We start from the raw sequence: 14,143 nt of genomic DNA on the forward strand, positions 1-14,143 counted from the left end.
GGGATCAGGCGAACTCGGTTTCGATCAGCGCCATTTCGGGGCTGGTCATCATGCGTTCGATGTCGATCAGGATCAGCATCCGGCCTTCCACCGAGCCCAGACCGGTCAGGTGCTCGTTCGAGACCGACACGCCAAACTCGGGCGCCGGCTTGATATCGTCGCCAGTCAGCGTCAGCACGTCCGACACGCCGTCCACCACGATACCGACCACGCGGCCGGCCACGTTCAGGATGATCACCACGGTCTGGTGGTCATAGCGCACGTTGCCAAGATCGAATTTCAGCCGCAGGTCGACGATCGGCACGATCACGCCGCGCAGGTTCGTCACGCCCTTGATGAAGTTGGGCGCGTTGGCGATGCGTGTCACCGTTTCGTAGCTGCGGATCTCCTGCACCTTGAGGATGTCGATGCCATATTCCTCGGTGCCCAGCGTGAAGACCAGGTATTCCTGGCCAGAGGCTTCGCTGCCCTGGGTATCGATGTGTCCGATGCCGGCCATGTCCGTTCTCCTTGCTGTCAATTACTGTACGGCCACCGGGTCCTGGCGGCGCACGCCGGTGCGCTGCAGCGCGCCCACGTCCACGATCAGCGCGACGCTGCCGTCGCCCAGGATCGTCGCGGCCGAGATGCATGGCACCTTGCGATAGTTGGTTTCGAGATTCTTCAGCACCACCTGGTGCTGGCCGATCAGTTGGTCCACCAGCAGCGCGAAGCGCTTGCCTTCGGCGGCCAGGATCACGGCGATGCCCTGCGTGGGCTCCTGCACCGCGTTGGCCACATTGAAGACCTTGTGCAGTTCCAGCAGCGGCAGGTATTCGCCGCGCACGTTCATCACGCGCTCGCCGTTGGCGGCCGTATGCACGTCCTCCGATTTCGGCTGCAGCGATTCCATCACGCAATTCAGCGGCAGGATGAAGGTTTCCTCGCCGGTGCGCACCGACATGCCATCGAGAATGGCCAGCGTCAGCGGCAGCACGATGCGCGTGGTGGTGCCCAGGCCCGGCCGCGAGCTGATCTCGACGTGACCGCCCATTTCCTGGATGTTCCGCTTGACCACGTCCATGCCCACGCCACGGCCCGACACATCGGTCACCACTTCCGCAGTGGAGAAGCCCGGCGCGAAAATCAGTTGCCAGACTTCGTCATCGGTCATGCTCTCGGACGCACCGGGCAGGCCGTTCTGCATGGCCTTGGCCAGGATGCGCTCGCGGTTCAGGCCGCCGCCGTCGTCGCTGACTTCGATGACGATGTTGCCGCCCGCATGCTGCGCCGACAGGATCAGCTGGCCGGTCGGCTCCTTGCCGGCCGCCACGCGTTTCTCGGGCGTTTCGATACCGTGGTCCAGGCTGTTGCGCACCAGGTGCGTCAGCGGATCGATGATGCGTTCGATCAGGCTCTTGTCCAGCTCGGTGGCCTTGCCGAAGGTGACCAGGTCGATCTGCTTGTTGAGCTTGCTGGCCAGATCGCGCACCAGGCGCGGAAAGCGCGAGAACACGTAGTCCATCGGCATCATGCGGATCGACATCACCGCTTCCTGCAGATCGCGCGCATTGCGTTCAAGCTGGCCCATGCCCGAGAACAGGCGGTCGAACAGCACCGGATCGAGCGACGACGCGGTCTGCGCCAGCATCGACTGGGTGATTACGAGTTCGCCCACCAGGTTGATGATCTGGTCCACCTTTTCGGTCGGCACGCGGATCGATCCGGAATCGGGCGCCTGCGCGGCGGCCGCGGCGGCGGGCTTGGCAGCCGCCTTTTCCTTGGCAGCCGGCGTCGCCGCCGGGGCGGCGGCAACCGGTGCCGGTGCCGGAGCCGGCGCGGCCACCGGAGCCGGTGCCGCCTGCGGTGCGGCAGGCGCCTGGCCCGCTGCAACGGCTTCCACCGCAATCTGTTTCTCGTCGATGACGAAACAGCAGACCGCAATGATGTCGTCGGTGCTGCACTGGCTGTTCAGCCAGATGGTCAGGTCGCCGTCGGCTTCTTCCTGGCCTGTGATTTCGCCCAGATTGGCCAGCTCTTCGCGCAGCAGCGCCTGGTCGCCCGCGGACACCTTGATCAGGCGAACTTTCAGGTTGCCGCCCGCGGATGCCGCCACGGGAGCCGGCGCAGGCGCCGCCACAGGTGCGGGGGCCGGCGCGGGAGCGTGCGCGGTTGCGCCGCCGGCTTCCTGCGCCAGCTGCTGCAGCACGGCGCAGATGCGCGCAAACGTTTCCGGATCGGGTTCGGTGCCGTTGCGATAGGCGTTGAGCTGGTCTTGCAACACGTCCTTGGTTTCCAGAAAGGTGTCGATGATGACCCGCGTAAGGGCCAGTTCCCGCCGACGGGTGCGATCGAGCAGGTTCTCAAAGATGTGCGTGGTCTCGGTCAGGGCCGTGAAGCCGAACGTCGCGGCTCCGCCCTTGATCGAATGCGCGGCACGAAAAATCGCGTTGAGCGCTTCCGCGTCGGGGGACTCGATGTCCACCTCGAGCAGCAGCTGCTCCATTTCTACGAGCAGTTCCTCTGCCTCCTCGAAGAAGGTCTGATAAAACTGCGTGATATCGATATCGACAGACATGATCGTCCTGACTCGCTAGATTGCACTGGAAGATGCGCCGCCCTCCCCAGGCGGCGCGCCTCACTCGATCCTGCCCTTGGGCGCGGTTGCCGGTCTGGCCGCTGGCGCCGATGCCGCGCCCATCTGCTCCTGCAACTCCTGCGCCATTGCTCCCTTCTGCGCCTGCACGGAGACCTCCGCCGCGCTGGCGTTTTCCGTTTCGAACTGGGCCTGCGCGCGCTTGTTGAGCACCACGATGCTGATACGCCGGTTCACTGGCGCCAGCGGATCGCCTTTCTCGAGCGGCATGGTGTCGGCCAGTCCCAGCACGCGCAGCACCTTGCCTTCCTGCATGCCGCCGGCGATCAGTTCCTGGCGCGACGCGTTGGCGCGGTCGGCCGACAGCTCCCAGTTGCTGTAGGCGCGCTCGCCCATCATGTACGTGGCCGAATCGGTATGACCGGACAGGCTCACCTTGTTGGGCATTTCGTTGAGCACCGGGCCGATTTCGCGCAGGATGGTGCGCATGTAGGGCTCCACCGCCGCGCTGCCGGTGCGGAACATCGGACGATTCTTGGTATCCAGGATCTGGATGCGCAGCCCTTCGCTGGTGATGTCCAGCAGCAGTTGCGGACGGAACTGCCGCAACGTCGGGTTGTTATCGATGATCTGTTCCAGACGGCCCTTCAGCGCGCGCAGGCGTTCGCTGTCGAGCTGGTCGCGCCGGCGCTGCGCATCGGCCGGATCGTTGGTGAGGGCCTTCATCACCTCGCCGTCCTTGGCCATCGGGTCCTTGCCGCCGCCCGGAATCACGCTCTTCGACAGGCTGCTCTTGTCGCCACCGACCACCGCCACCTTGAGCGGCATCTTGAAATACTCGGCCACGCCGACCAGCGTCTTGGGCGACGACGTGCTCAACAGCCACAGCACCAGGAACAGCGCCATCATGGCCGTCATGAAGTCGGCGTAGGCGATCTTCCAGCTATGGTTGCCGTGCGGCTTGGCGTGCGACTTCGCCTTCTTGATGACGATCGGGCGCAGATCCTGGGCACTGCTCATGGCTTGCTCTCCCGGTCAGGTCAGGCTCTTGACTTCACGGACGTGATCGTCGAGCTCGAGGAACGACGGACGTACCGTGGAGTACAGCACCTTGCGACCGAATTCCACGGCCACCAGGGGCGCGTAACCGTTGAGCGATGCCAGCAGCGTCACCTTGATGCACTCGTACATCTTGATGCTCTCGGACACCTGGTGCTCGACGCGCGACGCCAGCGGCGACACGAATCCGTAAGCCAGCAGAATGCCCAGGAACGTTCCGACCATGGCGTGGGCGATCAGCGCGCCCAGCTCGGCTGGCGGCAGATCGGCCGAGGCCAGCGCGTGCACCACGCCCATCACCGCGGCAACGATGCCGAACGCCGGCAGGCCATCGCCAACGCGCGACAGCGCATGGGCAGGAATCTCTGCTTCGTGGCGGAACGTTTCGATTTCGTGGTCCATGAGCGCCTCGATCTCGAAGGCGTTCATGTTGCCGTTGACCATCATGCGCAGGTAGTCGGTCAGGAACTCCATCATCTTGGCGTCGGCCAGGATGCGCGGGTACTGACTGAAGACGCTGCTCGATGCGGGATCGGCAATTTCCTTTTCGAGGAACAGAATGCCCTCGCGGCGCGCCTTGGAGAGCAAGACGTAAAGCAACGCCATCACGTCCAGGTACAGTTCCTTCTTGTACTTGGAGCCCTGCAGCAACGAGGGCATGGCTTTCATCGTGGCCTTGATGGCCTTGCCGCTGTTGGAGCTGATGAATGCGCCAACCGCGGCCCCGCCGATGATGATGAGCTCCGCCGGTTGATAAAGCGCGCCCATGTGGCCGCCGGTGAGGGCGTAACCACCCAGCACCGCCACGACTACGACGACATAGCCAATAACTACTAGCACGATCGGATCCCCGTCTGAAAAACACGCGTCAGGCACGCACAGGCCATGCGGCATTGCGCGAGCGGCTTAACGCCGCCCGGCGCTGCCGGGGCCCGCCTGCCGCGCGGACGTCAGGCTGGATGGAATCAGGCGTCGGTCTGCGCGGCTGCGGCGTCTTTCGAGAGCTTCTTCACCTTTCCGGCCCGCGACGGCGGACGGCACAGGCTGCAGACGAAGTTCGTGTGCGGCTCATAGGCATGCGTCACGAACTTACCGCCGCAACAGGTGCACGTGGAAAGCTGCAGCATGTTGCTCTCGAAAAACCGTACTAACGTCCAGGCACGGGTGAAACTTAAGACGATTTCGCCGCCAAGCAGCGAAACGTGCTCGAGGTACAGACGATAAGCGGCTACCACGGCACGAATACCCGACGTCTCGCCTTCCTGCACCATGAACTGGTAGGCGGAGAAGAACAGCGACGAATGGATATTCGGCAGCCAGGTGGTGAACCAGTCTGTCGAGAACGGGAGCATGCCCTTGGGCGGCGACGCGCCCCGCAGCTCCTTGTAGAGACGGATCAACCGGTCGCGCGAGAGCGTGGTCTCGGCTTCAAGCACCTGCAGGCGCGCACCCAGGCCGATCAGCTCGATGGCGAGCTGGGTCTGGTTGGCATCCTGCAGGACGCTCTTGCGGTTGGGAACGGGAGTGGCCGTGAAGCTGCGGGCCGGCTGGGCCTGGAGGAGCGCGGTCAATTGAGCGACTCCACAGGTTGCCGGGCCAGCAGGATAGCAGCGTGGATCTGCTGCATATCATGGCTCTTGGCCGTGTGGGTGAGCGTGGAGAGCAGCGCGTGATCGTCGAAGCGGAAACGGCACAGCACCATGTTCGATGCTGCCAGCTTGACGAGTTGCGCCGAGGTCAGCTTGGCAAGGATCTCAGCAATTTCCTTGCTGACGCCAAGCCTGAACATGGCTTCCACCTGGTTTTCGCGCACCAGTCGTTGCGCCAGTAGGAGATAGGCAAGATTGACCTCCCTGATCTCCTGGAGAACTTCACTGCTTTCCAATTTTTCCCCGCTACCAAAAAACCCCTCGACCGCTTGTCCGGCGCTTACCGGCAGAACTGCTTGCCGGCGACCAGATCGTTTGGGTGCGTGTTCGAGTGGGTACGACGTACTACGAAAGGAACTTCGCCCGGTTACACCTTAACTCTGAAACGTTACAGATGGTACAGAGTGTAAGTGAAACTGTTACGTTTATATCGGCAATCGGCCCGAAATGCCAATCCCTACTTACGTTGGGGGGAAGCAAATGTCGTACGGAAAAGACATGGGCCGCGAATTTTGTAACAGCCTCGGCCGTCAGCTTGTGATTTACATCAAGACCGTAACGATTTTGTACTGAACGGACACGGGACCGCCGCGGTGCACACGTCACCTACGAAAGAGGGTTGCCGCTTTCCACTATTGACGAACGAGCGCGCCTTGGCTAAAGACGCGCCGCAGCCATGCGGCAAGCCGTGCGAAGACGTCGTCGGGGGCTTCGCGGAACAGATGCGGACGCGCGCGCTCCACCTGTTCGAGCACGCGCGCGGCCTCTTCGGCGCTCACTGAGCCGTACTCAAGCGCCAGTCCCAGCAGCGCGCGCAACTCGCCCACCTTGCTGCGTCCCAGCGCTTCGCTCTGTTCGGTCTGCAGCGCGTACATGACGTCATAAGCGCGCTGGCGCAGGCTATCGGCGATGCGCCATGCCGGCGTGCGCATGCGCTCTTCCAGCGTGCGGATATCGACGGCGGACGAGGCAATCTGCGCAGCCAGCGCCTCGGTGAACGCGGCATCTGCGCCCGCTTCGGAAAGGATGTTGCTGGCCCATTCGCGCGCGTGTTCCACACGTTGCTGCGTGGTCCATTCGGGCTGTACCGCCAGCCCAAAGCCAAAGCGTTCGGCGTCGCGCATCAGCGCGGCCAGCGCGTTCGGCAACTGCTTGTCGAAGACCTTCCTGGCCCAGCCGTACTCGCCGCTGGCCAAGAGCCGCATCACCGCACGCTCAGTCAGCGGGCCGTCCTGCTGCATCAGGCGCGCACGCAGGAAGTCGTCGAACGCGGGTGGGATGAACTGCGCATCCAGCCCGGTGGAAACTTTTACAAAGGCATCGAAGTCCGCGCGCAGCCTTGCCGTGGCTTCGGCCGACAGGGACAGGCTGATGTCGGTGTTCATGATGTTCTTGAAACGGGTAAGCGCCCCGGCGAATCTTTTACAAGACCGCTGCCGGGGCGCGTGCCATCGTCAAGCGATGGCGATCACGGTGCATTCAAGCCACGTTCGGATACGCGCGTACGCGCTCAGAACGCGCTCCAGTCACCGTTGTCGGAAGCACCGTGACTTGCCGACGAAGCGGCAAGCGCGGGACGCTTGTACTGACCATCACTATCGGCATCGTCGTCGCCAACTTCAGCCATGACCGGCGCGGCCGTGGCCGCGGCAACCAGCGCCGTGCCCGCGGCACGCGCCGTCTTGCGTGTCTTGGCTGCGCGGGCGCCCGCTGCCGTGGCCGTCGGCCGCACCACCGAACGCGCAGCGGAAGCAGCAGGCGCAGCCAGCGCCGGCACCGCGGCGTCTTCCTGCGACAGGCGGAAGCCCGACACCGACTCCATCAGGCGCGCCGCCTGATCCTGCAACGATCCGGCGGCTGCAGCGGCCTGCTCGACCAGCGCGGCGTTCTGCTGCGTCACCTCGTCCATCTGCGCGACGGCCTGATTGACCTGTTCGATGCCCGAACTCTGCTCGGCGGACGCCGCGCTGATTTCGCCCATGATGTCGGTCACGCGCTTCACGGCCTGCACGATTTCGTCCATCGTGGTGCCGGCCTGGCTGACCAGTGCCGCACCGGTGTCAACCTGCGCCACCGAGTTGTCGATCAGCGTCTTGATTTCCTTGGCGGCGTTGGCGCTGCGTTGCGCCAGGCTGCGCACCTCGCCGGCCACCACCGCGAAACCGCGGCCCTGCTCGCCGGCGCGCGCCGCTTCCACGGCAGCGTTGAGCGCCAGGATGTTGGTCTGGAACGCGATGCCCTCGATCACGCCGATGATGTCGACGATCTTGCGCGATGCGTCGTTGATCTCGCCCATCGTCAGCACCACGCGACCCACCACTTCGCCGCCGCGTACCGCGGTGTCCGACGCATTGGCGGCCAGCCCGCTGGCCTGGCGCGCGTTGTCGGCGTTCTGGCGCACCGTGCTGGTCAGCTCTTCCATGCTGGAAGCGGTTTCCTCGAGCGACGCCGCCTGTTGCTCCGTGCGTTGCGACAGGTCGTTGTTGCCCGCCGCGATCTCGCGCGACGCGGTGCCGATCGATTCCGCCGATTCCTTGAAGTCGCGCACCATGTGCGACAACTGCTGCTGCATCTGGCTCATTGCGTGCAGCAGGCTGCTCTGGTCGCCACGGCGCAGCGTCACCTTGCCCGAGAAATCGCCGTCGGCGATGCGTGCGGCGATCGATGCGGCATAACCGGGTTCGCCACCGAGCTGGCGCGACAGTTGTCGGGCCAGGAACCATCCCAGCAGCACCGATACCGCAAGCCCGCCCAGCACCAGCACCAGCATCAGCACGCGCGAGCTGTTGTAGACGCTGGTGGACTCGTCCATGTTGGCGCGCGCGCGGTCGTCGCGGCGCTTCACCATCTTGAACAGCACTTCCTCGAGCGCGCGGCTTTCCTTGAGCAGGTCGGCGCTTTCCGTGAAGACCGTGCTTTCGAATTGCGACGTATCCAGCGGCTGCTTGCTTACCAGTTCCACATACTTGAGCATGCGATCGCGGAACGGCGGCACCAGCGCCTCATATTGCTTGAACAGCGCCTGGCCTTCGGGCTGGCTGAATGAATCCTTCGCGGTCTTCACACGCGCCTCCATCGCGGCCAGCGACTTCTGGATCTCATCCTTCTCGGTGGCGCGCTCGCCCATGGTCGACGCCGACAGCAGCGCGATCTGCGCGCGGCTGGCGTACACGAGGTTGATGTTGCCGTCCTGCACGGCCTTGAGCGCCTGCAGGTCCGAGTTGTAGATCTTGCCGGTCCATTCGGCCATGCGCCCCATGTTGACGACGCCCAGCAGGCCAATGATGGCGCCGATCACGGATACCACCAGAAAGCCGGCAATCAGCCTGGTCGTAACGCGTAGTTGGTTGAACCACTGCATAAGAACTACCCCCTTCTTCTGTCAGAAAGTCCGGGACGGCCAGCAAGGCAACGCCCCGGGTTGATGTCGCTGCCGCTTGCATGAGCGGCGGCTGTACCCCGTTCCTGATGCCGCGCCATTTGGCGCGGCGCGTCTGCAGCGGCGCCCATGCGGATGCCGCCCGCTCCCCACTTCAAGCCGCCGCCCGCGCGTCCGCCATCCCGTCGCGCACGCGCGTGGGCCGCACTTCGGCCTGCGCGCTGACGCGGAACGTGGAAATCGACTCGCGCAAGCGGTCGGCCTGTTCTTCCAGTGAACCGGCCGCGGCAGCAGCCTGCTCCACCAGCGCAGCGTTCTGCTGCGTCACTTCATCCATCTGCGCAACCGCCTCGTTGACCTGTTCGATGCCGGCGCTCTGCTCGGCCGAGGCGGAACTGATCTCGCCCATGATGTCCGTCACGCGCTTCACGGCCTGCACGATCTCGTCCATCGTCGCGCCGGCCTCGCTGACCTGTGCCGTGCCGTTTTCCACGCGCGCCACGGTATTGCCGATCAAACCCTTGATTTCCTTGGCGGCATTGGCGCTGCGCTGCGCCAGGCTGCGCACCTCGCCCGCCACCACCGCGAACCCACGGCCCTGCTCGCCCGCGCGTGCCGCTTCCACGGCCGCGTTGAGCGCCAGGATATTGGTCTGGAACGCGATGCCCTCGATCACGCCGATGATGTCGACGATCTTGCGCGAGGCGTCGTTGATGTCGTTCATCGTCTGCACCACACGGCCCACCGATTCGCCGCCGCGCAGCGCGGTTTCGGACGCATTGGCGGCCAGCCCGCTGGCCTGACGCGCGTTATCGGCGTTCTGGCGCACGGTGCCGGTCAACTGTTCCATGCTCGAAGCGGTTTCCTCGAGCGACGCGGCCTGCTGCTCGGTGCGTTGCGACAGATCGTTGTTGCCCGCGGCCACTTCATGCGTGGCCGTGGAAATGCTGACCATGCCTTGCTGGATGTCGTGCACCACGGAAAGCAGGCTGCGCTGCATGGTGCGCATCGCGCGCGCCAGCGCGCCTACCTCGTCGGCAGCCTTGTGGTCGAAGGTGGTGCTCAGGTCGCCAGCGCCCATGCGCAGCGCGAAGTCGAGCATTTCGGCGATCGGGCGCTCCACGCGCGCCACCAGCATCGCCCCTGCCGCAAACGACGACACCACGGCCAGCGCGAATGCGCCCCACAGCCACGGCCACAGTTGCGCGGCCGCCTCGGGCGCCATCCAGTGCACACCGATCAGCGCCAGCAGGAACCACGACAGGCCCGCCATCTGCGCCCACTGGATGCGCCGTTTCAGGTTGACGCGCGCCAGCCGTCCGATGAATCCGGCGATGCCGGTGCGCACCACCGCGCCCTCGCGGATCGCCAGCCCGGCCGCGCGATTCTCCTGAAAGCGCTGGTAGGCGGCCTGTGCGGCCTCGATCTGCTCGCGCGTGGCCATCGAGCGCACCGACGTGAAGCCGGCGATGCGCCCATCGACACGCGTCGGCGTGACGGTGGCCTGCACCCAGTAGTGGTCGCCGTCCTTGCGGCGGTTCTTCACGATGCCCACCCACGACTTGCCGGCCTGGATCGACGTCCAGAGATCGGCGAACGCCTCCGGCGGCATGTCGGGATGCCGCACGAGGTTATGGGGCGCGCCGAGCAGCTCTTGCGCGGAAAACCCGCTGATCTCGATGAACGCCCGGTTCGCGAACGTGATCCGGCCCTTGAGGTCGGTTCGCGATATCAGGTAATCGTTCGGCGAGAGCATGTGCTCGCGCTGTGTGACAGGCTGGTTGTTGCGCATGGACGTTGACTGCGTTGAATGCGTCGGCCCGCGCGCCGCATGTGTCCGGCGCCGCGAGCCGCTTGTGAAGGACTTCAGGTGGCGCCGGCCGCGGCGTCGAGCGCCGCGAGATCGTCGACATTCATCAGCTTCTCGATATCGGCCAGAATCAGCATGCGTCCCTCGAGCGATCCGAGCCCGCGGATGTAGTCGGTCTCCACGCCGCCCGAAAGCGTCGGCGCCGGCTTGATCTGTGCGGGCGCCAGCGTCAGCACGTCCGACACGCCGTCGACCACGAGGCCGGTGGTACGGTCGTTGATGTCGACGATGATCACCACCGTGTACTGGTCGTAGCTGATCTGGGCCTGCCTGAACTTGATGCGCAGGTCGATGATCGGGACGATGATGCCGCGCAGGTTGATCACACCCTTCAGGTAGTCGGGCGCATTGGCGATCTGCGTGACCGACTCGTAGCCGCGGATCTCCTGGACCTTGAGAATGTCGATGCCGTACTCTTCGCGGCCGAGCCGGAAGGCCAGGAATTCTTCCCCGGCGCCGTCCGCGCGACTGTTGCTGGTGTTCATGGTTGCCCCCGCTGGCATGGTTGGTCGTGGCCGGGGTAGCGTGCCCCTGGCTGCTGGCGACCCGAAGCGGCGGCCGGCGCAATGACCGACGCGGCGATGCCGCGCCAATCGGCCGGACCACCTGCTATGGCCCTCCAGTGATTACGGCATTGCGCGGGGTGAATTAAGGGCGACTTGGGCCCGGATTTACCCCACCGTGGGAGGGGGCAACAGCGCCTGCACCGACGCCAGCAGCGCCTCCGGGTCGAACGGCTTGGCCAGGAAGCCCGACGCACCGGCCTCGCGCGCCTGGTCGACGATATGGTCGTCGTGCTCGGTCGACAGCATCAGGATCGGGATCGACGCATACGGCGCCGTGGCGCGCAGCGCCCGGATCAGCGACAGGCCGTCCATGCCCGGCATGACCTGGTCGGTCACCAGCATGCCGAATTGCCCCTCCAGCGCAACTTCGTGCGCCTCCTTGCCGTCGGCGGCTTCCGTCACCGTATAGCCGCCCGCGCGCAGGCACGCGACCGTCATGCGGCGCAGGGAAGGAGAATCGTCGACGACGAGGATGTGCGGAAGGGACATCGGGGACTCCGGATGGGTTGCGTCCGCCAGCGGCAAGGCAGCCAGCCGGCGACGGACAGGCCAGCGGCACGCAGGGGCCGATGCGGCCGAAGCCACCGCCCTGCCTTGGTCATATCGACACGGAACGCCCGCCCTTTAGCGTTGCCGCGCACAAAATTGCGCGATGCGGTGCGGTGCGGCAAACCCCGCGCGGGCGCGCGGGCTTACGCGCGCAGCGCCTGCGGACCGGGCAAGAGCTCGGCGAAGGTCGGCGCGTCCAGCGGTACCGACATCAGGTAGCCCTGCACCTCGTCGCAGCCCATGGCGTCCAGGATGTCCAGCTGCGAGGTCGATTCCACACCCTCGGCCACCACCTTCATGCGCAGCTCGTGCGCCAGCGCCACCATCGATCCCACGATCGCGCGGCCTTGCGGATCGGCATCGAGTCCGCCGATCAGCGTGCGGTCGATCTTGAGCGTACCCACACGCAGCCGCTTCAGGTAGCCCAGGCTGGAATAGCCGCTGCCGAAGTCGTCAAGCGCCGCCTGGATGCCCAGCGACTGCAGCTCCGTGAGCGTCTCCAGCGACTTGCCGATGTCCTTCATCGCGGCGGTTTCGGTGATTTCCAGCGTGATGGCGGAGGGCGGAATATCGTGCAGGTGGACCTGTTCGAGCAGGTATTGCGGAAAATTGCGGCTGGCAAAACGCAGACCCGACACGTTGATCGCCACCGGCACGGTCCGCAGCCCGGCATCCTGCCACGCGCGCACCTGCGCGCAAACCTGCGAGATGACCCAGTCGTCGAGCTTGTCGATCTGGCCGGACTGCTCGGCCACCGTGATGAACTCGGCCGGATTGACCTGGCCCAGCGCCGGATGCCGCCAGCGGCACAGCGCCTCGGCGCCCACCACGCTGCGCGTCCTGACGTCGTACTTGGGCTGGTACACCAGCGACAGCGCATCGTCCTGGATGGCGGGCCACAGATCGCGGCGAATCACGCGCACGCGGCGCGCGCGTTCGCCGGCGGCGGAATTGAACACGCGCATCTGGTTCGAGCCGCTTTGGCGCGCCTCGCTCAGGCTGACGCGGGCGGCCTGCATCAGCGCCTCGGACGTGGTGGCGTCGCGCGGATAGATCGCGATGCCGATGTTCACGCCGATCTGCATCTGCAGCCCGCGCGCCGACACGAACTCCGCCAGCGATCCCAGCACGCGCGATCCGAGTTCGTTGGCGCGCCCGTGCTGGACCAGCTCCGGCACGCCCACCGCGAATTCGTCGCGCGCCAGCCGCGCCAGGAAATGATGCGGCTCCAGCGCGGCCTGCGCGAGCGCGCCGGCGTCCTGCGCCAGAATGTCGTCGGCACGCACCTCGAAGACTTCGTCGACCTCGCGGAAATCGGCGATATGGATCAGCAGCACCGCGCAGCTGGTTTCCGCCAGGCGCGCATGCGCAATGGTCTGGTCCAGCCAGCGCGCAAATCCCGTGCGATCGGGCAGGTCGGTGCTGACGCTGTATTCCCCCACCGTCGACGGCTCGCGCCCCGCCGCGGTGCGCACGGTCAGCCTGGCCACACGCCCGTTGGCACGACGGATCAGGCGCGACACGCGCGCGGGTGCGCCGACCGCAGGCTCATCGACCACGTCTTCGGCAAGCAGCGCGTCGGCTGGCGCGATCGCCCACTTACGCGATTGCAGCCGATGCATCGCGTACAGCGCGGAGCACAGCAGCGCAAGGCCGCCGGCCAGCCAGGCGGGACCATGCATGCCGGCGGCATCGATGCAGTCGCGCGGCGACATCGACGTGCCGCCGCAGACGCGGCCGAGGCGCGCGCCGGCCATGGCGACAAGCCCGGCGCCAGCCAGCATCGCCGTAGCCATCAGCAGATGCCAGCCCCGCCCGCCTTGACGCAACCACTGCCAGACCGGTGCAAACAAATGGGACGCGGCAACGCCGGCGGCCAGCGACGCGGCGAAAGCCGTGGCCATCTGCAAGCCGTCGTTGGCGGCGGTCAGGGTGCCGGACGCCAGCGCCACCCAGACCGGCATGCCCAGCATGACCTGGGACATCAGAGCTGTCTTCCAGGTCAGCGACCGGACAGTCTTGCGCCCCTGGTCGCCGCCCCGTCTGGCTGTGCGCAGCCCGCCCGCGGCAACAAAGCCGAGCAAGGCCGCAAGCAGCAATAGGCTGAAATTCGTGGCAATCATTGGGGCTGCGCGTAGGAAGACGGCGATAGCGCGCGAATACCGTAATGCGTGGCAGACAAAAGCCCGCATCATGGCATCTTGCGGTCGCCGTGTGAACCTCGTGACTTCGTGACTCTCGTTCCTAACGGGTATCGGGCCCGCGGTCTCAGAAGGCGGCCCAGTTGTCGTCCGATGCGGCAGCAGCCACAGCCGCTTGTTTCGGGGCCGGACGCAGCAACTGCGTATCGCGTACCTTGCGCACGATCGGCGGACGCTTGGCGGTGGGCTGCGCCGTGCGCGCCAGCGCCGGGGCGGCGACTGCGCCCGACGTCGCGGTGTTGGCCGGCGCCGCGGGCAGCGTATGCGCCGGGCGCGTCGGCGTGCCGGCGTGACG

Annotated in this window: 12 protein-coding genes and 1 pseudogene; all 13 read right to left on the reverse strand. The window is 65.7% G+C overall.

Translation table 11 applies throughout. The features are described 5' to 3' along the window. Positions 1-4: 4 nt before the first annotated feature. Positions 5-499, reverse strand: coding sequence for a chemotaxis protein CheW (locus tag F7R19_RS26145; RefSeq protein WP_061958680.1), 495 nt, complete (start codon positions 497-499; stop codon positions 5-7). A 21-nt stretch (positions 500-520) separates the two neighbouring features. Then, entirely contained in the window at positions 521-2,557 is a 2,037-nt protein-coding gene (gene cheA, locus F7R19_RS26150) for a chemotaxis protein CheA (RefSeq protein WP_150982506.1), read from the reverse strand. Between the two features lie 60 nt (positions 2,558-2,617). Then, complete coding sequence (gene motB / locus F7R19_RS26155; protein WP_150982507.1) at positions 2,618-3,595, reverse strand: flagellar motor protein MotB; 978 nt, start codon at positions 3,593-3,595, stop codon at positions 2,618-2,620. Between the two features lie 15 nt (positions 3,596-3,610). After that, positions 3,611-4,474, reverse strand: a complete 864-nt coding sequence (motA, locus tag F7R19_RS26160; RefSeq protein WP_049815961.1) for a flagellar motor stator protein MotA — start codon at positions 4,472-4,474, stop codon at positions 3,611-3,613. 125 nt (positions 4,475-4,599) lie between these two features. Next, positions 4,600-5,205, reverse strand: coding sequence for a flagellar transcriptional regulator FlhC (gene flhC / locus F7R19_RS26165; RefSeq protein WP_150982508.1), 606 nt, complete (start codon positions 5,203-5,205; stop codon positions 4,600-4,602). After that, a complete protein-coding gene (gene flhD, locus F7R19_RS26170) occupies positions 5,202-5,519 on the reverse strand; it encodes a flagellar transcriptional regulator FlhD (RefSeq protein ID WP_008647543.1) in 318 nt (105 codons plus the stop codon). Before flhD ends, flhC begins: the two co-directional genes overlap by 4 nt. 396 nt (positions 5,520-5,915) lie before the next feature. Beyond that, a complete protein-coding gene (locus F7R19_RS26175; protein WP_061960079.1) occupies positions 5,916-6,668 on the reverse strand; it encodes a DUF4088 domain-containing protein in 753 nt (250 codons plus the stop codon). Positions 6,669-6,793: 125 nt separating this feature from the next. Beyond that, a complete protein-coding gene (locus F7R19_RS26180) occupies positions 6,794-8,644 on the reverse strand; it encodes a methyl-accepting chemotaxis protein (protein WP_150982509.1) in 1,851 nt (616 codons plus the stop codon). Between the two features lie 172 nt (positions 8,645-8,816). After that, positions 8,817-10,454, reverse strand: coding sequence for a methyl-accepting chemotaxis protein (locus F7R19_RS26185; RefSeq protein WP_150982510.1), 1,638 nt, complete (start codon positions 10,452-10,454; stop codon positions 8,817-8,819). Positions 10,455-10,528: 74 nt separating this feature from the next. Then, positions 10,529-11,017 (reverse strand): chemotaxis protein CheW, encoded by a 489-nt coding sequence (locus F7R19_RS26190; RefSeq protein WP_061960076.1) that lies wholly within the window; start codon positions 11,015-11,017, stop codon positions 10,529-10,531. Between the two features lie 186 nt (positions 11,018-11,203). Further along, positions 11,204-11,587 (reverse strand): response regulator, encoded by a 384-nt coding sequence (locus F7R19_RS26195; RefSeq protein ID WP_150982511.1) that lies wholly within the window; start codon positions 11,585-11,587, stop codon positions 11,204-11,206. Between the two features lie 203 nt (positions 11,588-11,790). Then, on the reverse strand, positions 11,791-13,770 hold the full coding sequence (locus F7R19_RS26200; protein WP_150982512.1) for a putative bifunctional diguanylate cyclase/phosphodiesterase: 1,980 nt from the start codon (positions 13,768-13,770) through the stop codon (positions 11,791-11,793). Between the two features lie 145 nt (positions 13,771-13,915). Next, positions 13,916-14,143 (reverse strand): annotated as a pseudogene (locus tag F7R19_RS26205) (methyl-accepting chemotaxis protein); the annotation flags it as partial.

The sequence above is a fragment of the Cupriavidus pauculus genome, assembly GCF_008801835.1.
Lineage (GTDB): Bacteria > Pseudomonadota > Gammaproteobacteria > Burkholderiales > Burkholderiaceae > Cupriavidus > Cupriavidus pauculus.

Excerpts from the sequence above, each read along its gene's own strand:
- F7R19_RS26145 (WP_061958680.1), bottom strand. The coding sequence starts at position 499 with ATGGCCGGCATCGGACACATCGATACCCAGGGCAGCGAAGCCTCTGGC.
- cheA (WP_150982506.1), bottom strand. The coding sequence starts at position 2,557 with ATGTCTGTCGATATCGATATCACGCAGTTTTATCAGACCTTCTTCGAG.
- motB (WP_150982507.1), bottom strand. The coding sequence starts at position 3,595 with ATGAGCAGTGCCCAGGATCTGCGCCCGATCGTCATCAAGAAGGCGAAG.
- F7R19_RS26175 (WP_061960079.1), bottom strand. The coding sequence starts at position 6,668 with ATGAACACCGACATCAGCCTGTCCCTGTCGGCCGAAGCCACGGCAAGG.
- F7R19_RS26180 (WP_150982509.1), bottom strand. The coding sequence starts at position 8,644 with ATGCAGTGGTTCAACCAACTACGCGTTACGACCAGGCTGATTGCCGGC.
- F7R19_RS26185 (WP_150982510.1), bottom strand. The coding sequence starts at position 10,454 with ATGCGCAACAACCAGCCTGTCACACAGCGCGAGCACATGCTCTCGCCG.
- F7R19_RS26190 (WP_061960076.1), bottom strand. The coding sequence starts at position 11,017 with ATGAACACCAGCAACAGTCGCGCGGACGGCGCCGGGGAAGAATTCCTG.
- F7R19_RS26195 (WP_150982511.1), bottom strand. The coding sequence starts at position 11,587 with ATGTCCCTTCCGCACATCCTCGTCGTCGACGATTCTCCTTCCCTGCGC.
- F7R19_RS26200 (WP_150982512.1), bottom strand. The coding sequence starts at position 13,770 with ATGATTGCCACGAATTTCAGCCTATTGCTGCTTGCGGCCTTGCTCGGC.